This window comes from Streptomyces sp. NBC_00572 (assembly GCF_026341815.1).
In the GTDB taxonomy this organism is placed as follows: Bacteria; Actinomycetota; Actinomycetes; order Streptomycetales; family Streptomycetaceae; genus Streptomyces.
The window spans coordinates 211,120-233,355 of record NZ_JAPENX010000001.1 but is presented as its reverse complement, the minus strand read 5'-3'; the positions used below and the strand labels follow the sequence as shown (position 1 = coordinate 233,355).

Here is a 22,236-nt window from a genome sequence, read left to right as displayed (position 1 = left end):
GGGCGCGGCCTTTCCGGCCGCGCCCCGCCGTCATCTGCCCCAGCTGCGCGAGCACAGGACGAGCTGATAGCCGTCGGGGTCCTCGACGGTCACGCCGTACTCGTCCCAGTACGGGTTGTGCGCCGCCACCCGCGTGCCACCGGCGGTGAGCAGCCGCTCCACTTGCTCCTCCTCGACGGGCGCCCCGAGATAGACCACGAACAGGTCCTCGACGGTCGGGTCCGGCTCCACGGGATGCTCGGGATCACGGGTCAGCTCGAAGTGCCAACCGCCGCCCTTGGGACCGACCATGAGCAGATCGTGCTTGCCCGACACCCGCTCGGTGGTCCGCCACTGCACGTCGAGCCCGAGCCCGTCGACGTAGAACCGCTCGGCGGCGGCCAGGTCCCGTGACGGGCGGGCGATCCGCACATGGGTCTGCGCATTGATGATCATGTCTCCAGGCTAGGGGGTGTCTTGTCGATCAGGCCGGGCTCGCGACGTCTGGCACCGCGCCTCGCCGCGTTGTCGTCGGTCGGCATGGCTCCGCCATGCCTCCCTCCTCCGCCTTGCGATGCGTCCCCTCGGCCCCTGCGGGCCTGGGGAGACCCCATGCACCAGACGCCGCTCCCTGATCCGGCCTGATCGACAAGACACCCCCTAGGGCCGTGCCACCTCCGCCGGCTCTCCGGGATCCCCCTGCCTTCCCACGGACCTGACCCCGACGCGCGGGTCAGGGTCTACGGTCCGGCCGACCGGCAGGCCAGGCTCACGAGCCCCCGGCACTCCTCGCTCCACACCGCCCGTACCTCACCGTCCGTCAGGTGCGGAGCCGCGTCGGCGAGGTTCTCCCGGACCGTGCGGCCCGGATCGAGCGTGTCGTGCTCCTGGGCGAAGTGGCCGAGCCGCAGCCCGTGCCCCCGCACCACCCGCCCGAAGTCGGGCTCCGCCCCCGTCACCCATCGGGAAAGGCCAGGTCCAGCGCACGCACCCGGTCCTCCCCGGTGGTGACGGAGACGGTGACGATCCGGTCCCGGCGGAGGGTGAACGCCACGGCGGAGACCGGCCGTCCGTCGAGGAAGGCGACGGCTCCGACGGCCCCGTCGACCAGCGCGGGCCGGGCCACATCCGCGAATCGCGCGAAGGCGGCCGCCCCCTCGGCGACGGCCGGGGCGCCGTGCACGGGGCCGCGCTCGGAATAAGCGATCACGTCCGGGTCGAGGACGGCCGCGAGCTCACGGGCGTCACGCGCGCGTGCGGCGGCCAGGAAGCGGTCCACCAGGGCCCGCTGCCGCCCCGCGCCCCCCTCGGTACGGGCGGTCCCCTGGCCCCGGACCCGCTCCCGGGCCCGCCGGGCGAGCCGTGCCACCTCCTCGGGGGAGCCACCGGTGATCCGCGCCGTCTCGTACGGCGGCAACCCGAACACGTCGTGCAGGACGTAGGCGAGCCGCTCCTCGACCCCCAGGGACTCCAGTACGAAGAACAGCGCCAGCCACGCGGCCTCAAGCCCGCCCCCGGCCCCGGCCCCCGCCCCGGTCGCTTCTCCGGCCGCGCGTCGACGGCCGGGCCCGCCGCCCGCCTGCCGCTCCTGGAGCACCCGCACACACTCTTGCGCCACCAGCGCGGTGAGCCAGACCCGTACCGACGCCCCGTCGTCCCGTCCCAGGTCCGCCCGCGCCGCCGCGAGCGCCTCCTCGGCCTCGGCCGGCGAGCCCGTCATCCGCAGCGCAACATGCCGCAACTGCTCCTCGTGGACGTCGAAACGCCCGGTCAGGGCGGTCTGGAAGGTGTCGTCGTGCATGGCGCCTCACTCCTCGTCGGGTCCGTCACCGCTTTGACGTGAGGGCCCGCCGCGATGTGACAGAACCGGCCGCCGCCGGCGACGGAGTCAGCCCCGTACGAGCTCCCGGGCGACGCTGCGCCGGACCTCGGCGAGCTCAGCGTCCACCTCCGCGGCCCTCGGTGGGGCGAAGACGATCCCGGCCTCGACCCGCGTGCCCCGGGTCAGTCTCCGGTGGCGGAGATGGGTCGGCGGATGCGTGGAGTCCACCTGGTGCCCGCGCCGCTCCGCGACCCGGCGCAGCCGCTCGTACTCGTGCTCGGGCACCGACGCGGCATGGGCGGCGAGGCGCTCCCACAGCCCCTCGGCCGGATCCTCGCGGCGCGCGCCGCCGAGCCGGGTCCGCGCCGCCACGGACTCCCGGGCGAGTTCGCCGGCGACGCTTTCGGCGATCAGTAGCCGGTCCATGAGCCCGGCCGCCGCCTCCGTGCCCGCCGCCCGCGCGGCGGCGGAGTCGGCGAGGTACTCGGCGCGCTGCGAGTCGCGCAGGGTCAGGTGCTCCAGGAGGACGAGGACGCCGTCGACGAGCAGCCGGGGCGGAGCGGTCACCAGGTTCACGAAACTGTCCATCAGGCTCTCGGCCTGCTGCGGGGCCAGGGTGTAGCGCCAGGTGCCGAGGGAGTGGAACGCGTTCCCGACGAGGAGGGAACGCCGGGTGTCCCCGTGGGAGTAGTGCCCGAACTCGTGGCCGAGCAGCGCGATGCGCTCCTGCGGGGTCAGGATCTGCCACAGGCCGAGACCGATGTGGAGCACGCGACGCTGTCGCACGCCGTACGTGCTGACCGACGCGTTCGCGTCGGCGTCGATCACCACGGCGACCACCCCCGTCGTGCCGACGCCCTCCGCGACCTCGTCGAGGAGGGCGAAGAGCCGGGGCGCGTCCGGCCTGCGCAGGACCGGCTGGTGCTTCCCGGCCTTCGCGAGACTGCTGAACCGGGGCCGGAGCACGGCGGCGAGGCCGAGCGCCAGCGCCCCGAAGGCGGGCAGGAAGCCTTCTCCCCAGCCCGCGACGATCAGCCACAGTCCGCCCGCGAGCAGCGCGAGCGTCACACCGTGCACCGCCACCGCGAGCCCCACGGCGAGGCCGCCGGCCACCCCGCGCCGGGACGTGGGGCGGTGTGCGCCTGGTTCCCCGAGCTCCCGGGAGTCCTGGAACTCACCGAGTTCCGTGAGCTCCGCGAGGAGCTGCTCCCCGTCCCGCTGGGCCAGGCGCCGCCGCAGCCGCTCGACGCGCCCGGGCGCCTCTTCGTCCCGCACCTCGGGGTCCACGTTCCAGTCGCACGCGGCACACCAGGTGACGTACCGCCCGCCGTCCGCCACGTGGGCGCCGCACTCGGGGCAGTCCCGTACCGCTGTCGCGACCGCAGGTGCCGTGTCTGTCATTCCGTACCCCCCTGGGCAGGCCGTTCACGGCTCCACCCTGTTCCGCTCATCCGGTCTCCACAATCGGAGCCCCACGCATTATTTCCGTGCGGAGTACGGAGGAGGCAAGGGCCCGGGACGACGGAAAGGCCGGCTCGACGCGGGGGACGTCGGGCCGGCCTTCCGGGGCGTCGAGCGTGGCGCTCGACGGAGGGTGCCGAGCGTGGTGCTCGACGGGGTGTGTCGAGCACAGGGCACTCGGCGGGGTGTGCCGGGCACGGCGCTCGAAGGAGGTGTCGAGCGCCGCGTTCGGCAGCGGCGGGTCAGTCCGTGCCGAACTCCATCGCGGCGCGGTCCAGCATCTCGTCGTCCTCGGCGGCCTCGCCGCGGGAGGCGATGGCCTCCGCGCCGCCCTCGGGCAGCTCGGTCAGGGTGCCGATCAGTCCGGCCGCGGCCGCCTGGGCGGCACCGATGGTGGGGCTGCCGGTGCCGATCAGGCCGAGACCGGCGTACTGCTCCAGCTTGGCGCGGGAGTCGGCGATGTCGAGGTTGCGCATGGTGAGCTGGCCGATCCGGTCCACCGGACCGAAGGCCGAGTCCTCGGTGCGCTCCATGGACAGCTTGTCCGGGTGGTAGCTGAACGCCGGGCCCGTCGTGTCGAGGATCGAGTAGTCCTCGCCACGCCGCAGCCGCAGCGTCACCTCGCCGGTGACGGCCGCGCCGACCCAGCGCTGGAGCGACTCCCGCACCATCAGTGCCTGCGGGTCCAGCCAGCGGCCCTCGTACATCAGCCGGCCGAGGCGCCGTCCCTCGTTGTGGTACTGGGCGAGGGTGTCCTCGTTGTGGATCGCGTTGACCAGCCGCTCGTACGCCGCGTGCAGCAGGGCCATGCCGGGCGCCTCGTAGATGCCGCGGCTCTTGGCCTCGATGATCCGGTTCTCGATCTGGTCCGACATGCCCATGCCGTGGCGGCCGCCGATGGCGTTGGCCTCCATGACGAGGTCGACGGCGGAGGCGAACTCCTTGCCGTTGATGGACACGGGCCGGCCCTGCGAGAAGCCGATCGTGACGTCCTCGGTCTCGATCTCGACCGACGGGTCCCAGAACCGCACGCCCATGATCGGCTCGACGGTCTCCACGCCGGTGTCGAGGTGCTCCAGCGTCTTGGCCTCGTGGGTGGCACCCCAGATGTTGGCGTCGGTGGAGTACGCCTTCTCGGTGCTGTCGCGGTACGGCAGGTCGTGGGCGACCAGCCACTCCGACATCTCCTTGCGGCCGCCGAGCTCCGTCACGAAGTCCGCGTCCAGCCAGGGCTTGTAGATCCGCAGGTGCGGGTTGGCGAGGAGACCGTAGCGGTAGAACCGCTCGATGTCGTTGCCCTTGAAGGTCGAGCCGTCGCCCCAGATCTGGACGTTGTCCTCGAGCATCGCCCGGACGAGGAGAGTGCCGGTGACGGCACGGCCGAGCGGGGTGGTGTTGAAGTAGGCGCGGCCGCCGGAGCGGATGTGGAACGCCCCGCAGGTGAGTGCGGCAAGACCCTCCTCGACCAGCGCCGCGCGGCAGTCGACCAGGCGCGCGATCTCGGCACCGTAGGTCTTGGCGCGACCGGGCACCGAGGCGATGTCGGGCTCGTCGTACTGGCCGATGTCGGCGGTGTAGGTGCACGGGATGGCGCCCTTGTCGCGCATCCATGCGACCGCGACGGAGGTGTCGAGGCCGCCGGAGAAGGCGATGCCGACGCGCTCGCCGGCGGGCAGGGAGGTGAGGACCTTGGACATAGGAAGAGTATGCATCATCTCGCATGGTCATGCAAAGGGGTGCCGGTGGGCGAGTGTGGAACCGCCTCGTCCGGCACCCCGTGGGGCCCGTGCCTCAGGGCCGGTCGCCGGCCGTAGGGTCGGCGTGGACGCGGTGCATGCGTCTGCCGGTCCTGGGGCCAGCATGCGCGGTGGTGGCGCTCAGCGCATCCGGTCGTAGATCAGGGCCGTCTCGCCCAGCTCGCCGGTCTCCTGGCGGGTGAGCTTCCACCGCGAGCCGGGCAGGCCGTCCTCGAACAGCCGCTGCCCGCCCCCGGCGATCTCCGGGCAGATCAGCAGGTACAGCCGGTCGAGCAGATCCGCCGCGAGGAGCGCCTTGATGACGCTCGCGCTGGTGTTGACCAGGATGTCGCCCTCGCCGTCGGCCCTGAGCTCGGCGACGACGTCGGCGGCGGGGGCGTTCACCACGCGCGCGCGTTCCCATGCGCTGTCGGCCGGGGCCTCGGTCAGGGTGGTCGACAGGACCACCTTCTCCGTGTCGACGAGCCACTTCGCGTATCCGCGATCGCGGGGGTCGGCGTCCTCGTCCGCCGCGACCGTCGGCCAGTACCCCAGGAATCCCTCGGCGTTGACGCGGCCGAGCAGTGCGGTCGTCGCGTTCTCCCAGATGTGGGTGAGGTGGTTCCGCGCGACCTCGGTGGTCGCGTACGGGAGGATCGCGGCGATGTCGCCGGGCCCGCCGGGGCCGTTGTAGCGCCCGTCGAGGGTGAGGGCGATGTTGGCGGTCACCTTGCGTCCGGTGGAGTGGGACATGGCTGTGCCTACTTTCCTTCGGTGCGGGCTGAGGTGTCGGGCGTGACGTGGGCCGTGTCGGCGGTGGTGGCGACAGCGGTGACGAGCTTGTCGAGGCACTGGCCGAAGCCGATCTCGATGCCCGCGACGAAGTCGGCGGAGTCGACCGTGCTCTCGGTGATCCGGTAGTGGACGTCGAGGTCGGTGCCGGTGTCGGTCGGCCGGAGGGCGAAGTCGACGTGGGCCGTGAAGGCCGGGCTGCCGTCGGGGAGCCGGGGAGAGAGCCGGTAGGCGAGGCGCTCGCCCGGTCGGGCGACGTCGACGACACCCTCCCCGCGCCCGGCGACCGGGTCGGAGCCCTCGGTGTCCTCGGCGTCGCGGTACTCCAGGAGGATCCGCCCGCCCGGCCGGGCCTCGAAGGTGAGCTCGGAGACGCGCAGGTCGTCGGGCGTCCACCAGTGGGAGAGCGGCGCGGTCTGGGTCAGGTGGCGCCAGACCGCCTCGGGGTCCCCGGCCAGGGGTCGGTGGAACCGGAAGGAGCGGTCGTCCGCCCACCCCGGCTCCTCCGCCGCGAGCCGCTCGCTCTCCAGGCTGAGTCCGTACCGGTCGTACGTCTCGCGTGGCCCGCCGGCCCGGTCCACGGTGTCGGCGAGCCGGGCGAGCGTGGCCGCCAGGTCCCGCAGGGGGCCGGACCGGAGGGCGTAGACCCGGCGCTGCCCGGAGCGCTGGGAGGTGACGACCCCGGCCCGCTCGAGTGTCTGCAGGTGCTTGGTCGTCTGCGGTTGACGCGCCTCGGCGAGCTGGGCGAGTACGCCGACCGGGCGGGCGCGCTCGGCCAGCAGGTGTACGAGGCGCCAGCGGGCCGGGTCGGCCAGTGCGGCGAGGAGTGGGTCTGCGTCGTCCATGAGGGCAAGTATTCTCCCCGGCGAATATTCGTGTCAAGGAATATGAAGCACGGGGTGAAGGTGTGGGCGCGCGCGAAAATGGAGGTGGGTGAGGGGCCGCGCTTTCGTGCCCGCGCCCTTGGCCTGTCGTTGCATAAACCTGCGGCGACACGTATAGTCATGCCATCCATGAGGAGGGTTTCGATGACGGTACGAGTAGCAGTGGCGGGTGCGAGCGGATACGCGGGCGGAGAGCTCCTGCGTCTCCTTCTCGCCCACCCCCACGTGGAGATCGGCGCCCTGACCGGCCACTCCAACGCCGGCCAGCGGCTCGGGGCCCTGCAGCCCCATCTGCTGCCGCTCGCCGACCGCGTCCTCGTGCCCACCACCGCCGACGAGCTCGCCGGGCACGATGTCGTCTTCCTCGCCCTGCCGCACGGGCAGTCCGCCGCCGTCGCCGAGCAGCTCGGTCCGGACGTCCTCGTCGTCGACATGGGCGCCGACTTCCGGCTCGAGGAGCCCGCGGACTGGGAGACGTACTACGGCTCCCCGCACGCCGGGACCTGGCCCTACGGCCTCCCCGAACTGCCGGGTGCCCGCGCCGCGTTGGAGGGGTCCAAGCGTGTCGCGGTGCCCGGTTGCTACCCCACCGCCGTCTCGCTCGCGCTCTTCCCCGCGTACGAGAACGGGCTCGCCGAACCCGAGGCCGTGATCGTCGCCGCCTCCGGTACCTCCGGCGCCGGCAAGGCGGCCAAGCCGCACCTCCTCGGCAGCGAGGTCATGGGCAGCATGTCCCCGTACGGCGTCGGCGGCGGCCACCGCCACACCCCCGAGATGATCCAGAACCTCAGCGGACCGGCGGGGGAGCGGGTCACCGTCTCCTTCACGCCGACCCTGGCGCCGATGCCCCGCGGCATCCTCGCGACCTGCACCGCCACCGCGAAGCCGGGCGTCACCGCCGAGACCGTACGGGCCGCGTACGAGAAGGCCTTCGCGGACGAGCCCTTCGTCCACCTGCTGCCCGAGGGGCAGTGGCCCGCGACCGCGTCCGTCTACGGTTCCAACGCCGTTCAGGTGCAGGTCGCGTACGACGCGGCGGCGAACCGGATCATCGCGATCAGCGCCATCGACAACCTCACCAAGGGCACCGCCGGCGGCGCGGTGCAGAGCATGAACATCGCCCTCGGCTACCCCGAGAGCACCGGACTTTCCACGATTGGAGTGGCGCCGTGAGTGTCACCGCAGCGAAGGGATTCACGGCAGCGGGCATCGCCGCCGGGATCAAGCAGAACGGCAACCCGGACCTGGCCCTCGTGGTCAACACCGGGCCCCGCCGCGCCGCCGCGGGAGTCTTCACCTCCAACCGCGTCAAGGCAGCCCCCGTCGTCTGGTCCCAGCAGGTCCTCGCCGACGGCGAGCTGACCGCCGTCGTCCTCAACTCCGGCGGCGCCAACGCCTGCACCGGCCCCCAGGGCTTCCAGGACACCCACGCCACCGCCGAGAAGGTCGCCGAGGTCCTCAGCGCCAAGGGCACGGACGTCGGCGCCGGCGAGGTCGCCGTCGCCTCCACCGGCCTCATCGGCATCCTGCTCCCCATGGACAAGCTCCTCCCCGGCGTCGAGAAGGCCGCGGCCGAACTGTCCGAGCACGGCGGCGAGAAGGCCGCCATCGCCATCAAGACCACCGACACCGTCCACAAGACCTCGGTCGTCACGAAGGACGGCTGGACGGTCGGCGGCATGGCCAAGGGCGCCGGCATGCTCGCCCCCGGCCTCGCCACCATGCTCGTCGTCCTCACCACCGACGCCGACGTCGACGCCAAGGGCCTGGACAGCGCCCTCCGGGGCGCCACCCGTGTCACCTTCGACCGGGTCGACTCCGACGGCTGCATGTCCACCAACGACACCGTCCTCCTCCTCGCCTCCGGCGCCTCCGGCGTCACCCCGGCGCAGGACGCGTTCACCGAGGCCGTACGGGAGGTCTGCGACGACCTCGCCCGCCAGCTCATCGGCGACGCCGAGGGCGCCAGCAAGGACATCCGCATCGAGGTGATCAACGCCGCCACCGAGGACGACGCCGTCGAGGTGGGCCGGTCCATCGCCCGCAACAACCTCCTCAAGTGCGCCATCCACGGCGAGGACCCCAACTGGGGCCGGGTGCTCTCCGCCATCGGTACGACGCGGGCCGCCTTCGAGCCCGACGAGCTCAACGTCGCCATCAACGGCATCTGGGTCTGCAGGAACGGCTCCGTCGGCGAGGACCGCGAGCTGGTCGACATGCGCTACCGGGAGGTCACCGTCACGGCCGACCTCGCCGCCGGCACCGAGTCCGCCGTGATCTGGGCGAACGACCTCACCGCCGACTACGTCCACGAGAACAGCGCGTACTCGTCATGAGCGACCCCAAGAATCCCGCGGGCACGCCGGCCGAGAGCACCACCCGGAAGCACACCGCGCTCCCCAAGGCCCAGATCCTCATCGAGGCCCTGCCCTGGCTGACGCGGCACAACGGCAAGACCGTCGTCATCAAGTTCGGCGGCAACGCCATGATCGACGAGGACCTCAAGGCCGCGTTCGCCCAGGACGTCGTCTTCCTGCGCCAGGCCGGCCTCAAGCCGGTCGTCGTGCACGGCGGCGGCCCCCAGATCAGCGCCGCCCTCGACCGGCACGGCATCGTCAGCGAGTTCAAGGCCGGCCTGCGGGTCACCACCGAGGACGCCATGGACGTCGTACGGATGGTCCTCGCCGGCCAGGTCCAGCGCGAGCTCGTCGGGCTGCTCAACCAGCACGGCCCGCTCGCCGTCGGTCTCACCGGCGAGGACGCCCACACCATCACCGCCACCCGCCACCGGCCGGTCGTGGACGGCGAGCAGATCGACATCGGCCGGGTCGGCGAGATCACCGCCATCGACACCGGCGCCATCCAGGCGCTCCTGGAGGACGGCCGGATCCCGGTCATCTCCTCCATCGCCCGCTCCCAGGACGACGGACATGTCTACAACGTCAATGCTGATACGGCGGCTGCGGCACTCGCTGCGGCGCTGGGCGCCGAGACGCTGATGGTCCTGACCGACGTCGAGGGCCTCTACGAGGACTGGCCCCACAGCGACGAGGTCATCAGCCGGCTCACCGCGAGCCAGCTGGAGAAGCTGCTGCCCGAGCTCTCCAGCGGCATGGTCCCCAAGATGGAGGGCTGCCTGCACGCCGTACGGAACGGGGTCACCACGGCCCGCGTGATCGACGGCCGGGTCCAGCACTCGATCCTGCTGGAGATCTTCACCGACGAGGGCATCGGCACGATGGTCGTGCCGGACGGACAGGGGGACTGATGAGCGGCACCGGCAACGAGCAGCTGACCCAGCGGTGGCAGGGCTCCCTCATGAACAACTACGGCACCCCCAGGCTGCCCCTCGTCCGCGGTGAGGGCGCCAAGGTCTGGGACGCCGACGGCAACGAGTACCTGGACTTCGTCGGCGGCATCGCCGTCAACGCCCTCGGCCACGGCCACCCGGCGATCGTCGAGGCCGTCACCCGGCAGATCCAGACCCTCGGCCACGTCTCCAACCTCTTCGTCGCCGAGCCCCCCGTCGCCCTCGCCGAGAAGCTCCTCGCCCTCTTCGGTCGGCCCGGCAAGGTCTTCTTCTGCAACTCCGGTGCCGAGGCCGTCGAAGGCGCCTTCAAGATCGGCCGGCTCACCGGCCGCTCCCACATGGTCGCCACCCAGGGCGGTTTCCACGGCCGCACCATGGGCTCCCTGGCGCTCACCGGCCAGCCCGCCAAGCAGACCCCGTTCCTGCCGCTGCCCGGCGACGTGACACATGTGCCGTACGGGGACGTGGAGGCGCTGCGCGCCGCCGTCACCGAGGACACCGCCCTCGTGATCATCGAGCCCATCCAGGGCGAGAACGGCGTCGTCGTCCCGCCCGTCGGCTATCTGAAGGCGGCCCGGGAGATCACCCGCGCCACCGGCACCCTCCTCGTCCTCGACGAGGTGCAGACCGGCATCGGCCGCTGCGGCCACTGGTTCGAGTACCAGGCCCACGAGGGCGTCGAGCCCGATGTCGTCACCCTCGCCAAGGGTCTCGGCGGCGGCCTCCCGCTCGGCGCGACCGTCGCCTTCGGCCCGGCCGCGGACCTCTTCGGGCCCGGTCACCACGGCACCACCTTCGGCGGCAACCCGGTCGCCTGTGCCGCCGGACTCGCCGTTCTCGACACCCTCGGCGCCGACGCGGCCCTCGACCACGTGAAGGCGGTCGGGGAGCGGCTGTGGCAGGGGATCGAGGGTCTGGGCCACCCGCTGGTCTCCCACGTCCGTGGTGCGGGCCTCCTGCTGGGTATCGTGCTCACGGAGTCCCTCGCACCCCAGGTGCAGCAGGCGGCTCAGGACGCCGGCCTCCTGGTGAACGCGCCCGCCCCCGATGTCGTACGGATCATGCCTCCGCTGGTCCTCACCGACGCCGAGGCGGACGCCTTCCTCCAGGCCCTGCCCGGGGTCCTCGACGTGGCGAACGGGCAAGGACGAACCGGAGAATGAGACGACGATGACCGACGCGCAGGAAAATGAGCACGGTGGGCCGTCCGTTCCGCAGACCCGCACCGCACGCCACCGCAGGATCGTCGACATCCTCAACCGGCAGCCGGTGCGCTCGCAGAGCCAGCTCGCCAAGCTCCTCGCGGACGACGGGCTGAGCGTCACCCAGGCGACGCTCTCCCGCGACCTCGACGAGCTGGGCGCGGTGAAGATCCGCAACACCGGCGGCGAGCTGATCTACGCGGTGCCGAGCGAGGGCGGATTCCGCACCCCGCAGGCCCCGTTGGGCGAATCCGCCAAGGAGGAGCGCATGCGGCGCCTCTCCGGCGAACTGCTGATCTCCGCGGAGGCGTCCGCCAACCTGGTGGTCCTGCGGACCCCGCCGGGGGCCGCCCAGTTCCTCGCGTCGGCCATCGACCAGGCCGAACTCCGCGCGATCCTCGGCACGATCGCGGGTGACGACACCCTGCTGCTCATCAGCCGTGACCCGGCGGGCGGCCAGGCACTCGCGGACCACCTGCTGAAGCTGGCGCAGAAGTGAGCCCCGGAGCTCAGTAGCGCGTGATCGCCGTCGGACCGCCCAGCGTTCCGACGGCGATGTGCGGTCGGCGCGCGGGGTCGGCCCAGGCGAGCAGCGCGCGCATCGCGTCCGCCGGTACGGAGACGCAACCGGCGGTCGCCCCGCTCCCGTTGACGTGCAGAAAGATGCCGGCCCCGCGCCCGCGTACCGGCCGGTCGTAGTTGAATCCGATGACGAGCCCGTGCGCGTACTGCCGCCGGTACGTGACGAGATGCTCGGCTTCGGCGGCCCGGCAGTCCCGGGGCAGTCCCTCGACCCAGCGGTTGTACGCGCGGGAGTCGTTGTCCTGGCACCACCAGGACCGTTCGGTCACGCGCGCGTAGCGGTACGAGGTCCCCGCGGGCGCGGGCTCGATCCCGAAGGCGTACGGCAGCCGGTAGAGCCCGGTGGGCGTGCTGTTCGTGCCCTGCCGGCGCCGTTCGCCCTCGGCGAGCCCCTTCGCCCCGAACCTGGCGGGCGCGGACCCGGTCTTCACCCACCGCCTGCCGCGCCGGTCCCACCAGGTCAGGGTGCCCGTGGTGGCGCGGGCGTCCGCGGCCTCGGCGGTGATCAGTTGGGAGCCGCCACCTGTGTCCTTCATCCGCGCGGGCAGCGGTGCGGGGGCGGGCACGGGCCCCAGGGAGAGCGCGGCGGCGGCGCCGAGCAGCAGAAGAGTGCGCATGGGCGCGAGATTAGGGCCACCGCTCCGCGCACCGCGCGCGGTACGGGGCTATCCGGCGGGCAGCGGCGGCAGGGGCAGCGGCAGCGCGGGGAGCCCGTCGAGGCTGGTCCCGATGTGGTCCTTGCGCTCGCAGTACGCGTTGAACTCGTCGTCCGTCTTCCGGTTGAAGTACTCGGCGTGCATCTCCCGGTCCTCCTGGTACTCCATCAGCGGGACGGCGAACCCGCAGGCGTCGCTGACCCGGCGCGCGTGCACGACGACGATCGCCCGCGCGCTGCCCTGCCCCTCGACGGCCTCGGCGGGGAACCGGGTGAACAACTCCGCCCAGCGCGGATCGTCCCGGAACACGGCCTCCCCGGTCCCGTGCACCCGGACGACGGTCGGCGGCCCGGAGAACGCCGTCCACATGAGAGTGATCCGCCCGTTGCCGGGCTCCCGCAGGTGCGCGATCGTCTCGGCACTGCTGCCGCCGAAGTCGACGTAGGCGAGGGTCAGTTCGTCGAGGACGACGAGGGTGCCCCGGCGGCCCTTGGGGGAGAGGTTGACGTGACCGTCCCCGGAGAGGGGAGCGGTCGCGGTGAAGTACACCGGCTGGGCCTCTATGAAGGCGCGGAGCCGTCCGTCGATACGTTCGTATGTCTTGCCCATGACGGGCATTCTGCTCGCTTCGCCCGCCCGTGGCGCAGCCGTCTCAAGCCCCGGTCGGTCTCCGGTGGTTGCGCCCGGGGCCGAAGCCGAGTGCCTGCCGGATCCGGGGCGCCCATGCGCGCGCGGGCGGGCGGGGAGCGTCGGCCGGGGGAGGGGCCGCCTCCCGGCGCGGGGTGGCCTCGTCGTCCCGTGCCGTTCCGTCGACCCCCTCGTGCCCGCCGTCCCTCGTGCGACTCTCGTGATCCTCGTGCGCGGCGGCAGAGCCGACAGGCGGCCATCGGAGGGCGTCGGTCGGAAAGTGGTCCGCCCAGGGGGCCAGTGCCCTCGCGGCCTCCCGGACGACCCGGGGAGAGTCGTCGGCCAGCAGCGGCGCGAGGCGCTCGACCCGCACGGCGTCGAGTACGCGCAGTCCCGCCACGGCGCTCGCCCGCACCTGGGGTCGGCCGTGTTCCGTCAGCTTCCACAGCACCGCGCCGTCCGTGGCCCGGTCGCCGCACTCGGCGAGGCCGAGCGGGGCGTCGGAGGGCACCGCGTCTCCGGCCGCGCAGGCGGCCCGGTAGAGCGGCACGGGGTCCGTGCCCGCCTGCCGCAGGACCCAGCGTGCGCAGGCGCGCACGAGTGCGGACCGGTCGTACAGGAACGGCTCCGACTCCTCGCTCCGCCCGGCCCGGTGCAGCGCCGTGACACCGGCCGCCCGTGCCCGGCCGAGCCGGGAACCCAGCAGCGGGGCGAGGACGGTGTCGTCGACCGAGTCGCCCGCAGTGGCAAGCGCGGCGTTCGCACACAGGTCCTGGACGACCACGTCGGGGCCGACGGCGGCGATCGCCGCGAGCCGGGCGGGGGAGAGGAGGCCGCGTTCGACGGCGACCCGGTGCGCGAGTCGGCGCACGGCCCGGTCCCCGCTGTCGAGCAGGGCGGCCGTGACCGCCGTCGGCCCCTCCCGCAGGCTCGCGGTGAGCAACTCCCTGGCGGCGCCCCCGCGCAGCCGCTCCCCGGTGCGGAGAGCCACCGCGGTGAGGCGGTCGAGGGCCTCGGGTGCGAGCCCCGGCAGCTCTGCGCGCAGGACGGCGAGGGCCCGTACCCGCACGGGCTCGGCCCAGTCGGCGCACCGGATGACGGCCAGGGGGAGGAGTTCGGGCGAGCGGCTCACGTGGGGGAGGGCGGCCTCCCGGGCCCGGCCGTCGGGACCGCACAGGGCGACGGCGACCTCGGGGGCGGTGAGGCCCCGCTCCACGGCGGCGGGGAACCAGGTGTGGACCGGCGGTATGCGGTCGCCCCACCGGAGGTCGGCCCGGATGTGCTGGTCGAGGTCGACCCACGCGCCCGCGTCGGCGCCCAGGAGGGCCTGGGCGAGTCGGCCGGTGACGTCGTCGAAGGTCATGCTCGGCATGGCGTGGAGCCTAGATCCTGAGCGGTGGGAGCGCCGTTGAATATCGGGCGCGTGACCGGGCATCGCATTGACAAAACATACGGAGGATTGCATAGTTATGCCTACCCGGAGGGGCGCGTGATCGCCGTCCGGCGCGACCTGGCGTGACCCGCACGCGTTGAACAGGCCGCTTCCCCGTCCAAGGCCCGGGCCGGGAGGCGGCGGTAGACCCCACTCTCCTGAGGAGCAGCAGCTGTGAGCAGCAACAACGGTGACGTCCGGCTCTGGGGCGGACGGTTCGCCGACGGCCCCGCCGAGGCCCTGGCGAAGCTGTCCGCGTCGGTCCACTTCGACTGGCGTCTCGCGCCGTACGACATCGCCGGTTCCCGTGCCCACGCGCGCGTGCTGCACAAGGCCGGGCTGCTCACCGAGGACGAGCTGACCCGCATGCTCGCCGGTCTCGACCAGCTGGAGGCGGACGTCGCCGACGGCACCCTCGTCGGCACCATCGCGGACGAGGACGTCCACACCGCCCTGGAGCGCGGTCTCCTGGAGCGCGTCGGCCCGGACCTCGGCGGCAAGCTGCGCGCCGGCCGGTCCCGCAACGACCAGGTCGCCACCCTCTTCCGGATGTACCTGCGCGACCACGCCCGGATCGTCGGCGGTCTCGTCGCCGAGCTCCAGGACGCCCTCGTCGGCCTCGCCGAGGCGCACCCGGACGTCGCCATGCCCGGCCGTACGCACCTCCAGCACGCCCAGCCGGTGCTCTTCGCCCACCACGTCCTGGCCCACGTCCAGTCCCTCTCCCGGGACGCCGAGCGGCTGCGGCAGTGGGACACCCGTACGGCCGTCTCCCCGTACGGCTCCGGCGCCCTCGCCGGTTCCTCCCTCGGGCTGGACCCCGAGGCGGTCGCCAAGGACCTGGGCTTCGAGCGCGGTTCGGTCGGCAACTCCATCGACGGCACGGCCTCCCGTGACTTCGTCGCCGAGTTCGCCTTCATCACCGCGATGATCGGCATCAACCTCTCGCGGATCGCGGAGGAGATCATCATCTGGAACACGAAGGAGTTCTCCTTCGTGACCCTCCACGACGCCTTCTCCACCGGCTCGTCGATCATGCCGCAGAAGAAGAACCCGGACATCGCCGAGCTCGCCCGGGGCAAGTCCGGCCGTCTCATCGGCAACCTCACCGGCCTCCTCGCCACGCTCAAGGCGCTCCCGCTCGCCTACAACCGCGACCTCCAGGAGGACAAGGAGCCGGTCTTCGACTCCTGCGACCAGCTGGAGGTCCTGCTGCCCGCCTTCACCGGCATGATGGCCACGCTCACCGTCAACCGGGAGCGCATGGAGGAGCTGGCCCCCGCCGGCTTCTCGCTCGCGACCGACATCGCCGAGTGGCTGGTCAAGCAGGGCGTGCCGTTCCGGGTGGCGCACGAGGTGGCCGGCGAGTGCGTGAAGGTCGCCGAGTCCGAGGGCAAGGAGCTGGACGAGCTGACGGACGAGCAGTTCGCCAAGATCTCCGCGCACCTCACCCCCGAGGTCCGCACGGTCCTCAACGTCCCCGGCGCCCTCGCCTCCCGCAACGGCCGCGGCGGCACCGCCCCCTCGGCGGTCGCCACCCAGCTCGTCGAGGTCAAGGCCGACCTGGTGATCCAGCACGCCTGGGCCACCGCCAAGAAGTAACCCCGTACCCCTCAGAGCGTCACAGCGCCGCCGCCCAGTCCGCGAGCGCGTCGAAGTCCGGCCGGATCAGCCCGATCCGGGGGTCGACGTGCAGCAACAGGGCGGCGGCGAGGTGGTTCCGCTCCACGTACTCGTGGTCGTACGACGTGATGTCGTCGTCCACCCAGGCGAACGGCCGCCCCGCCGCGTACTCCAGGATGTACTGCGTCTTCCAGAAGGTCCCGCGAGGGGCCTTTCCGTGCATCCGGGGCCAGTCGATGAACGGCAGCTCGGGCAGCCCGAGGTGGGGCCCGATCCAGTCGTTCGCCTCGCCCTTCCAGGTCGTCGCCCAGACCAGCTCGTACGCCTCGGCAAGGGCGAGCAGCTCGCCCCCGTGCTCCGGATTGAGCCAGACCCGCACGGGCTTCGCACCCGTCCAGCCCGTGGGGCTCATCCGGTGGGTGCCGTACCCCTGCGGGCGCCGCTCGCGCTGCGCCGCGTACGGATTCAGCGGCCCGTCGACGTCGATCAGCAGCAGTGGCTTCGTCATGTTCACAGCATTCCGTCCCCGCCCAAGGTGAGGCGTCGATTTATCCAATGAGACATTGATGTCTCATTCGGTGTATGGTCGTCTCATGTCAGTCGATCGCACCCAGGTGCTCCACGCAGCCGCCGCCCTGCTCTCCCGCAAGGCGACCGCCACGTTGGACGAGGTCGCCCGGTCCGCCGGTATCGGCCGTGCCACGCTGCACCGGCACTTCGCCGGGCGGGACGCCCTGGTGCGGGCGCTCGAAGAGCTCGGGCTGCAGGAGATGGAGGCGGCCCTCGACCGGGCCGCACTCGACGAAGGACCCGAGGACGAGGCCGTACGACGGCTCGTCGCCGAGGTCGAGGACGTCGCCCCCCTGCTGTCGTTCCTCTACACCGAGAACCAGCTCTTCGAGGGCGACCAGCTCAACGAGGGCTGGTCCCGCCTCGACGCCCGGGTCTCCACGCTCTTCCGGCGCGGACAGGAGCGGGGCGTCTTCCGGATCGACCTGCCCCCCGCCTGGCTCACCGAGGCCTTCTACGGGCTCGTCGGTTCCGGCGCCTGGGCCGTGCAGGACGGCCGGGTCGCCGCCAAGGAATTCCAGTACATGATCGCCGAGCTGCTGCTCGGCGGAGCGCGCAGGAGCGTGGAGAAGTGACCACCAGCACCCTCAAGACCGCGGGCCATACCGAGGGCGTGCGCCGCCCCGGCCGGTGGCTCGCCCTCTCCGTTCTCGTCCTGGCCGTCCTCCTCGTGGCGGTCGACGCCACGGTGCTCGGCCTCGCGACCCCCTTCCTCTCCGAGGACCTGAAGCCCTCCGGCACCCAGCTCCTCTGGATCGGCGACGTCTACTCCTTCGTCATCGCCGGACTCCTGGTCTCCATGGGCAGCCTCGGCGACCGCATCGGCCGCAAGAAGCTGCTCCTGATCGGTGCCACCGCCTTCGGCGCCGTCTCCGTGCTCAACGCCTACGCGACCAGCCCCGAGATGATGATCGTGGCCCGCGCCCTGCTCGGTGTCGCCGGTGCGACCCTGATGCCGTCCACCCTGGCGCTCATCCGGAACCTCTTCCACGACCCGCGCGAGCGCAGCCTCGCCATCGGCATCTGGGGTGCCATGGCCTCGGCCGGCGCCGCCGTCGGACCGGTCGTCGGCGGTTTCCTCCTGGAGCACTTCTGGTGGGGCTCGGTCTTCCTCATCAACCTGCCCGTCATGGCGGTCCTCGTCCTCGTCGGCATCAAGCTGATCCCCGAGTCCAAGAACCCCGACCCGGGCCCCTGGGACCTGCCCAGCGTCGCCCTCTCCCTCGTCGGCCTGATCGGCATCGTCTACGCGATCAAGGAACTGGCCTCGCACGGCATCTCCCTCGACGCGGGCGTCGCCGCCCTCCTCGGAGCCGCCGCCCTGACCTGGTTCGTCCGCAGGCAGCTGACCCTGCCCGCGCCGCTCCTGGACATGCGCCTGTTCCGCCACCGCGGCTTCTCGGGCGCCGTGCTCGCCGACCTGCTGACCATCCTCGGCCTCTCGGGCCTGGTGTTCTTCCTGTCCCAGTTCTTCCAGCTGGTCCAGGGCCGGCAGCCCCTGGAGGCCGGCCTCGCCGAACTCCCGGCGGCGGTCGGCGCGGTCACGGCCGGTCTGATCGCGGGCCTGGTGGCCCGTCGCTTCTCCGTACGGTCCGTGGTGGCCGGCGGTCTCGCGGCGGTCGGCCTCTCGCTCGCCGTCCTGACGACGCTCGACCAGCACACCGGCTACCCGCTGCTCGGTGCGGCCCTGCTCGTCGTCGGTGTGGGTGCGGGCTTCGCCTTCACCGTCACCGCCGACGTGATCCTCTCCAGCGTCCCGAAGGAACAGGCCGGATCCGCCTCCGCGGTCTCCGAGACCGCATACGAACTGGGCGCCGCGCTCGGCATCGCCGTCCTCGGTTCGATCGTCACCGGTGTCTACCGGGACTTCGCCACCCCGGCCGATGTCCCCTCCGACATCGCGTCCGCCGCCCACGAGTCGCTCGGCGGCGCGGTCGAGGCGTCCGGCGCCCTCGCCCCGGACACGGCGACGGCCCTGGTGTCGGCCGCCCAGGAGGCCTTCGTCGACGGCCTGCGGATCGCGGCGGGCGTCGGCGCGGCGGTCCTCCTCGCGACGGCGGTCGCGGCCTGGTTCCTGCTCAGGGGCCAGAAGCTGGAGGACGGCGTCGAGCACTGACGCCCGGCGGACATGACGGTGCCCCGTACGGCCAGGCGGCTGTACGGGGCACCGTCGATGTTCGTGGGGACCGTGCCGGCCCGGCGGGGCTACGCGGCCTTCGCCTTCGTGGCGTACATGTCCACGTACTCCTGCCCGGAGAGCCGCATGACCTCGGCCATCACCGAGTCCGTCACCGCCCGCAGCACATAGCGGTCGCGGTCCATCCCGTCGTACCGCGAGAACTCCATCGCCTCGCCGAAGCGGACCGTCACCTTGCCCGGACGCGGGAAGCCCGCGCCGCCCGGCTGGATCTTGTCGGTGCCGATCATCGCGAACGGGATCACCGGCGCGCCCGTCATCAGGGTGAGCCGCGCGATGCCCGTACGGCCCCGGTACAGCCGACCGTCGGGGGAGCGGGTGCCCTCCGGATAGATCGAGAAGATCTTGCCCTCTTCGAGGACCCGACGGCCGGTCATCAGGGCCGCCACACCGCCGCGGCCGCCGTCCCGGTCCACCGGGATCATGCCGACGCTGGTGAAGAACCAGGCCATTGCCCGGCCCTTGATGCCCTTGCCCGTCACGTACTCGTCCTTGCCGATGAAGTAGACCGGACGGTCCAGGCAGATCGGCATGATCATCGAGTCGATGAAGGTCAGGTGGTTGCCCGCGAGGATGACGGGACCGGTCCCCGGGATGTTCTCGGCGCCCTCCACGCGGGGGCGGAACATCAGGCGCATGACCGGCCCGAGCACTGCCTTGATGATCGCGAGACGGGACAACGGTTCCTCCGGTGGGACGCGGGTCAGTCGAGCTGACGGTGCAGCTGGCGACGATACTCGCGGGTCACCGCCGTGCGCACATCGGGTTCACCGAGTGGATACACAGTGTTGACGTGTGTTTCCGCCATGTTCGGCCGAGGTCTGCCGCCCGTAGGGCCCTGATGCCTAGCGTCGGGGGCACCCGTCGACAGGTGCGGGACATGACACAGGAGGACACTTCATGACCCAGGGCGAACGCCTGACCCCGGCCCGGCGCACGGTTCTCGGAGCGGCGGGCGCCACCGTCCTCGGCGCCTCCACGGCCCTCGCCGCCGGCCCGGGCGTGGCAGAGGCCGCCGCGTCGCAGACGGCCGACGTCCGGTCCGCCGACGCGGGCCGCGCGCACGGCCACGGCTACCGCTCCCTCCCCGTCCCCACCGTCATCGCCCACCGGGGTGCCAGCGGCTACCGCCCCGAGCACACCCTCGGCTCCTACCGGCACGCCCTCGACCTCGGCGCCCACGTCATCGAGCAGGACCTCGTCCCCACCAAGGACGGGCACCTCGTCTGCCGCCACGAGAACGACATCACCGGCACCACCGACGTCGCCGACCACCCCGAGTTCGCCTCCCGGAAGACCACCAAGAGCGTCGACGGCGTCTCCCTCACCGGCTGGTTCACCGAGGACTTCACCCTCGCCGAGCTCAAGACCCTCCGGGCCAAGGAGCGCATTCCGGCCATCCGCCAGGAGAACACCCTCTACGACGGCCGCTGGGCGATCCCCACCTTCGAGGAGGTGCTGCGCTGGGCCGAGGAGGAGGGCCGCCGCCGGGGCCGCGAGATATGGCTGCACGTCGAGACCAAGCACCCCACGTACTTCCGCTCCCTCGGGCTCGGCCTGGAGGAGCGCCTCGCCAAGCTGCTGCGCCGTTACGGTCGCCACCGCGCGAACTCCCCGGTCTTCCTCCAGTCCTTCGAGCCCAGCAGCATCCAGCGGCTCGCGAAGCTGGTGGACTCGCCCGGAGTGGTGCTGCTCTCCGGAGCGAGCAGCCGCCCCTGGGACTTCGTCCAGGCCGGGGACCCGCGCACGGTCGCCGACCTGGTCACGCCCAAGGGCCTGCGCTGGATCGCCTCGTACGCCAAGGGCATCGGACCCACCCTCGACCTGGTGATCCCCAAGGACGCGAGCGGCCGCCTCGGCGACCCGACCACCCTGGTCCGCGACGCGCACGCGGAGGGCCTGATCCTCCACCCGTACACCCACCGCAACGAGAACTCCTTTCTGCCCGCGGACTTCCGCAGGGGCACGGACCCGACGGCGTACGGGGACTCCTTCGGGGCCCTGAAGCGGTACCTGGAGACGGGGATCGACGGCATCTTCTCCGACAACCCGGACACCGCCCTGCTGGGCGCGGCGGACTTCACCGCCCGCGGCTGAGTCCGGACACCCGTGCGGGTCCGGCGTTCGGGCCCGCACGACCTCCTCCCGGGTGGTTTACGCCCCGTACCGCAACCACACCCGAGTGCCCCGGCATCGTGCGGTTCATGACCACCCCCGGTATCACCACCCGCGGCATCACCGCCCCCGGCACCACGACCATCGACGACACCGCCGCCCCCGCCGTCGACGACACCGCCACCCCCGGGCTCCTCGCCGCCCTCGCCCCGCTGCTCGCCGCCGAGTCGGATGCCGAGGCGCCGGCCGCCGGAGTCGACCCGGGCGACCTGGAACAGGCCGTCTGGCTCCGTCTCCTGGAGCAGCTCAAGGAGACGGGGGCCGCCCCCGAGCGCCCCGCCGAATGGCTGCGCCGCGCCGTCCGCGCGGAGGCCCGCCGGGCCCGCAGGACCAGCGACCGCGAGCGCCCCTACCGGGAGGAACCCGCCCAGGATCCGGGCGGCTCCGGGCCCCACGGCTCCCCGGAACACTCGCTGATGGTGGCCGAGGGCCGCCGCACCCTGCGTGCCGCCGTCACCAGGACGCCTGGCCGCTGCCCCCGGGTGCTGACCGCGATGCTCGATCCCGAGGACCCCACGTACCGGGAAATCGCAGGAGAGTTGGGTATCTCACAGGGCAGTCTGGGGCCGATGCGTTCCCGTTGCCTGGGATGCTTGCGCAGAATGCTGGCTGCAGAGGTTCCCGCCCCCGGCCGACGGGGAAGGGTGCGTTAAACCGATGATCGACCAGATGAGCGGGAGGCGTGCACACATGGGCCTGAGTGTGACCATCTCAGCGGCGGATGCGCAGGACGCGGAGCACATCCTGAAGCTGCAGTACCTCTGCTACCAGAGCGAGGCGGAGCTCTACGGGGACTGGTCCATCGAACCGCTCACCCAGTCGCTCGACGCCCTGCGCGCCGAACTGGCCGAGGGGCACGGTCTGGTGGCCCGGCTCGGCGACGAGGTCGTCGCCTCCGTACGGGCCCGGCTCGACGAGGACGGCACGGTACGGATCGCCAAGCTGATCGTGCACCCGCGCATGCAGCGGCACGGCCTCGGCGGCCGGCTCCTCGACGGCATCGAGCGCCACTTCGCGGCCGCTGCCGAGCAGCTCCCCGCCCCAGCCGCCAAGCGCTTCCAGCTCTTCACCGGCCACCGCAGCGAGGGCAACCTGCGCCTCTACCGCAGCAAGGGGTACGCGCAGGTCGCCACCCGCGAGCTCGGCCCCAGGCTCACCCTGGTGACCCTGGAGAAGGCCGCCGCCTGA

The 22,236-nt window shown here is 72.3% G+C and carries 22 protein-coding genes and 1 pseudogene; 11 read left to right on the top strand and 12 right to left on the bottom strand.

Features of this window, described 5'->3' with window-relative positions:
* Window positions 1-30: 30 nt before the first annotated feature.
* From OG514_RS01095 to OG514_RS01065, 7 genes and pseudogenes are all read right to left on the bottom strand, one after another.
* Entirely contained in the window at window positions 31-435 is a 405-nt protein-coding gene (locus tag OG514_RS01095) for a VOC family protein (protein ID WP_266889841.1), read from the bottom strand.
* Window positions 436-776: 341 nt separating this feature from the next.
* Window positions 777-950, bottom strand: a pseudogene (locus OG514_RS01090) (ABC transporter ATP-binding protein); the annotation flags it as partial.
* Window positions 935-1,780 (bottom strand): sigma factor-like helix-turn-helix DNA-binding protein, encoded by an 846-nt coding sequence (locus OG514_RS01085; protein ID WP_266889839.1) that lies wholly within the window; start codon window positions 1,778-1,780, stop codon window positions 935-937. The pseudogene OG514_RS01090 and the gene OG514_RS01085, both read right to left, overlap by 16 nt.
* Window positions 1,781-1,867: 87 nt before the next feature.
* Window positions 1,868-3,202: a M48 family metallopeptidase gene (locus OG514_RS01080; protein WP_266889836.1), complete on the bottom strand. Its 1,335-nt coding sequence runs from the start codon at window positions 3,200-3,202 to the stop codon at window positions 1,868-1,870.
* 302 nt (window positions 3,203-3,504) lie between these two features.
* A complete protein-coding gene (gene argG, locus OG514_RS01075; RefSeq protein ID WP_266889833.1) occupies window positions 3,505-4,959 on the bottom strand; it encodes an argininosuccinate synthase in 1,455 nt (484 codons plus the stop codon).
* A gap of 180 nt (window positions 4,960-5,139) precedes the next feature.
* A complete protein-coding gene (locus OG514_RS01070) occupies window positions 5,140-5,751 on the bottom strand; it encodes a dihydrofolate reductase family protein (RefSeq protein ID WP_266889831.1) in 612 nt (203 codons plus the stop codon).
* 8 nt (window positions 5,752-5,759) lie between these two features.
* A complete protein-coding gene (locus OG514_RS01065) occupies window positions 5,760-6,635 on the bottom strand; it encodes a metalloregulator ArsR/SmtB family transcription factor (protein WP_266889829.1) in 876 nt (291 codons plus the stop codon).
* Window positions 6,636-6,818: 183 nt separating this feature from the next.
* Between OG514_RS01065 and argC the strand changes: the two genes are divergently transcribed.
* From argC to OG514_RS01040, 5 genes are read left to right on the top strand one after another with little or no spacing between them, the layout of a single operon-like run.
* A complete protein-coding gene (gene argC, locus OG514_RS01060) occupies window positions 6,819-7,847 on the top strand; it encodes an N-acetyl-gamma-glutamyl-phosphate reductase (protein WP_266889827.1) in 1,029 nt (342 codons plus the stop codon).
* Window positions 7,844-9,010 carry a bifunctional glutamate N-acetyltransferase/amino-acid acetyltransferase ArgJ gene (argJ, locus tag OG514_RS01055; protein WP_266889825.1) on the top strand — a complete coding sequence of 389 codons (1,167 nt, stop codon included), beginning with the start codon at window positions 7,844-7,846 and terminating at the stop codon, window positions 9,008-9,010. Before argC ends, argJ begins: the two co-directional genes overlap by 4 nt.
* Window positions 9,007-9,942, top strand: a complete 936-nt coding sequence (argB, locus tag OG514_RS01050; RefSeq protein ID WP_266889823.1) for an acetylglutamate kinase — start codon at window positions 9,007-9,009, stop codon at window positions 9,940-9,942. Before argJ ends, argB begins: the two co-directional genes overlap by 4 nt.
* The gene (locus tag OG514_RS01045) at window positions 9,942-11,147 is read left to right on the top strand and encodes an acetylornithine transaminase (RefSeq protein WP_266889821.1); all 1,206 of its coding nucleotides are present in this window, start codon (window positions 9,942-9,944) and stop codon (window positions 11,145-11,147) included. The genes argB and OG514_RS01045 overlap by 1 nt, the downstream gene beginning before the upstream one ends.
* 7 nt (window positions 11,148-11,154) lie before the next feature.
* A complete protein-coding gene (locus tag OG514_RS01040; RefSeq protein WP_266889818.1) occupies window positions 11,155-11,685 on the top strand; it encodes an arginine repressor in 531 nt (176 codons plus the stop codon).
* A gap of 10 nt (window positions 11,686-11,695) precedes the next feature.
* Here OG514_RS01040 and OG514_RS01035 read toward each other — a convergent pair whose 3' ends face one another.
* Genes OG514_RS01035 through OG514_RS01025 form a run of 3 tightly spaced genes read right to left on the bottom strand, consistent with a single transcriptional unit; the run spans window position 11,696 to window position 14,423 of the window.
* Window positions 11,696-12,385 carry a L,D-transpeptidase gene (locus OG514_RS01035; RefSeq protein WP_266889816.1) on the bottom strand — a complete coding sequence of 230 codons (690 nt, stop codon included), beginning with the start codon at window positions 12,383-12,385 and terminating at the stop codon, window positions 11,696-11,698.
* 48 nt (window positions 12,386-12,433) lie between these two features.
* Entirely contained in the window at window positions 12,434-13,033 is a 600-nt protein-coding gene (locus OG514_RS01030) for a pyridoxamine 5'-phosphate oxidase family protein (protein WP_266889814.1), read from the bottom strand.
* Window positions 13,034-13,076: 43 nt separating this feature from the next.
* The gene (locus tag OG514_RS01025; protein WP_266889812.1) at window positions 13,077-14,423 is read right to left on the bottom strand and encodes a hypothetical protein; all 1,347 of its coding nucleotides are present in this window, start codon (window positions 14,421-14,423) and stop codon (window positions 13,077-13,079) included.
* Window positions 14,424-14,657: 234 nt separating this feature from the next.
* On the opposite strand from OG514_RS01025, the gene argH reads away from it, so the two are divergent.
* Complete coding sequence (gene argH / locus OG514_RS01020; RefSeq protein WP_266889810.1) at window positions 14,658-16,085, top strand: argininosuccinate lyase; 1,428 nt, start codon at window positions 14,658-14,660, stop codon at window positions 16,083-16,085.
* Window positions 16,086-16,104: 19 nt separating this feature from the next.
* Here the strand turns inward: argH and OG514_RS01015 are convergent, their stop codons facing one another.
* Window positions 16,105-16,614 (bottom strand): HAD domain-containing protein, encoded by a 510-nt coding sequence (locus OG514_RS01015; RefSeq protein ID WP_266889808.1) that lies wholly within the window; start codon window positions 16,612-16,614, stop codon window positions 16,105-16,107.
* An 85-nt stretch (window positions 16,615-16,699) separates the two neighbouring features.
* Between OG514_RS01015 and OG514_RS01010 the strand changes: the two genes are divergently transcribed.
* Both OG514_RS01010 and OG514_RS01005 read left to right on the top strand, forming a co-directional pair.
* Window positions 16,700-17,251: a TetR/AcrR family transcriptional regulator gene (locus OG514_RS01010; protein ID WP_266889806.1), complete on the top strand. Its 552-nt coding sequence runs from the start codon at window positions 16,700-16,702 to the stop codon at window positions 17,249-17,251.
* Window positions 17,248-18,792, top strand: coding sequence for an MFS transporter (locus tag OG514_RS01005; RefSeq protein ID WP_266889804.1), 1,545 nt, complete (start codon window positions 17,248-17,250; stop codon window positions 18,790-18,792). Before OG514_RS01010 ends, OG514_RS01005 begins: the two co-directional genes overlap by 4 nt.
* 89 nt (window positions 18,793-18,881) lie before the next feature.
* Here OG514_RS01005 and OG514_RS01000 read toward each other — a convergent pair whose 3' ends face one another.
* A complete protein-coding gene (locus OG514_RS01000; RefSeq protein ID WP_266889802.1) occupies window positions 18,882-19,553 on the bottom strand; it encodes a 1-acyl-sn-glycerol-3-phosphate acyltransferase in 672 nt (223 codons plus the stop codon).
* A 220-nt stretch (window positions 19,554-19,773) separates the two neighbouring features.
* Here OG514_RS01000 and OG514_RS00995 point away from each other — a divergent pair, with 220 nt between their 5' ends.
* The 3 genes from OG514_RS00995 (at window position 19,774) to OG514_RS00985 (ending at window position 22,236) form a co-directional block, all read left to right on the top strand.
* Window positions 19,774-20,970: a glycerophosphodiester phosphodiesterase gene (locus OG514_RS00995; protein ID WP_266889800.1), complete on the top strand. Its 1,197-nt coding sequence runs from the start codon at window positions 19,774-19,776 to the stop codon at window positions 20,968-20,970.
* Between the two features lie 107 nt (window positions 20,971-21,077).
* On the top strand, window positions 21,078-21,701 hold the full coding sequence (locus OG514_RS00990; RefSeq protein ID WP_266889798.1) for a sigma-70 family RNA polymerase sigma factor: 624 nt from the start codon (window positions 21,078-21,080) through the stop codon (window positions 21,699-21,701).
* 37 nt (window positions 21,702-21,738) lie between these two features.
* Window positions 21,739-22,236: a GNAT family N-acetyltransferase gene (locus tag OG514_RS00985; RefSeq protein ID WP_266889796.1), complete on the top strand. Its 498-nt coding sequence runs from the start codon at window positions 21,739-21,741 to the stop codon at window positions 22,234-22,236.

What these genes read in the sequence shown, in the direction of transcription:
- argB (WP_266889823.1), top strand. Translation starts at nt 9,007, where the DNA reads ATGAGCGACCCCAAGAATCCCGCGGGCACGCCGGCCGAGAGCACCACC.
- argG (WP_266889833.1), bottom strand. Translation starts at nt 4,959, where the DNA reads ATGTCCAAGGTCCTCACCTCCCTGCCCGCCGGCGAGCGCGTCGGCATC.
- OG514_RS00990 (WP_266889798.1), top strand. Translation starts at nt 21,078, where the DNA reads ATGACCACCCCCGGTATCACCACCCGCGGCATCACCGCCCCCGGCACC.
- OG514_RS01010 (WP_266889806.1), top strand. Translation starts at nt 16,700, where the DNA reads ATGTCAGTCGATCGCACCCAGGTGCTCCACGCAGCCGCCGCCCTGCTC.
- OG514_RS01095 (WP_266889841.1), bottom strand. Translation starts at nt 435, where the DNA reads ATGATCATCAATGCGCAGACCCATGTGCGGATCGCCCGCCCGTCACGG.
- argC (WP_266889827.1), top strand. Translation starts at nt 6,819, where the DNA reads ATGACGGTACGAGTAGCAGTGGCGGGTGCGAGCGGATACGCGGGCGGA.
- OG514_RS01030 (WP_266889814.1), bottom strand. Translation starts at nt 13,033, where the DNA reads ATGGGCAAGACATACGAACGTATCGACGGACGGCTCCGCGCCTTCATA.
- OG514_RS01035 (WP_266889816.1), bottom strand. Translation starts at nt 12,385, where the DNA reads ATGCGCACTCTTCTGCTGCTCGGCGCCGCCGCCGCGCTCTCCCTGGGG.
- OG514_RS00995 (WP_266889800.1), top strand. Translation starts at nt 19,774, where the DNA reads ATGACCCAGGGCGAACGCCTGACCCCGGCCCGGCGCACGGTTCTCGGA.
- OG514_RS00985 (WP_266889796.1), top strand. Translation starts at nt 21,739, where the DNA reads ATGGGCCTGAGTGTGACCATCTCAGCGGCGGATGCGCAGGACGCGGAG.
- OG514_RS01040 (WP_266889818.1), top strand. Translation starts at nt 11,155, where the DNA reads ATGACCGACGCGCAGGAAAATGAGCACGGTGGGCCGTCCGTTCCGCAG.
- OG514_RS01015 (WP_266889808.1), bottom strand. Translation starts at nt 16,614, where the DNA reads ATGACGAAGCCACTGCTGCTGATCGACGTCGACGGGCCGCTGAATCCG.
- OG514_RS01085 (WP_266889839.1), bottom strand. Translation starts at nt 1,780, where the DNA reads ATGCACGACGACACCTTCCAGACCGCCCTGACCGGGCGTTTCGACGTC.
- OG514_RS01045 (WP_266889821.1), top strand. Translation starts at nt 9,942, where the DNA reads ATGAGCGGCACCGGCAACGAGCAGCTGACCCAGCGGTGGCAGGGCTCC.
- OG514_RS01080 (WP_266889836.1), bottom strand. Translation starts at nt 3,202, where the DNA reads ATGACAGACACGGCACCTGCGGTCGCGACAGCGGTACGGGACTGCCCC.
- OG514_RS01065 (WP_266889829.1), bottom strand. Translation starts at nt 6,635, where the DNA reads ATGGACGACGCAGACCCACTCCTCGCCGCACTGGCCGACCCGGCCCGC.
- OG514_RS01070 (WP_266889831.1), bottom strand. Translation starts at nt 5,751, where the DNA reads ATGTCCCACTCCACCGGACGCAAGGTGACCGCCAACATCGCCCTCACC.
- OG514_RS01025 (WP_266889812.1), bottom strand. Translation starts at nt 14,423, where the DNA reads ATGCCGAGCATGACCTTCGACGACGTCACCGGCCGACTCGCCCAGGCC.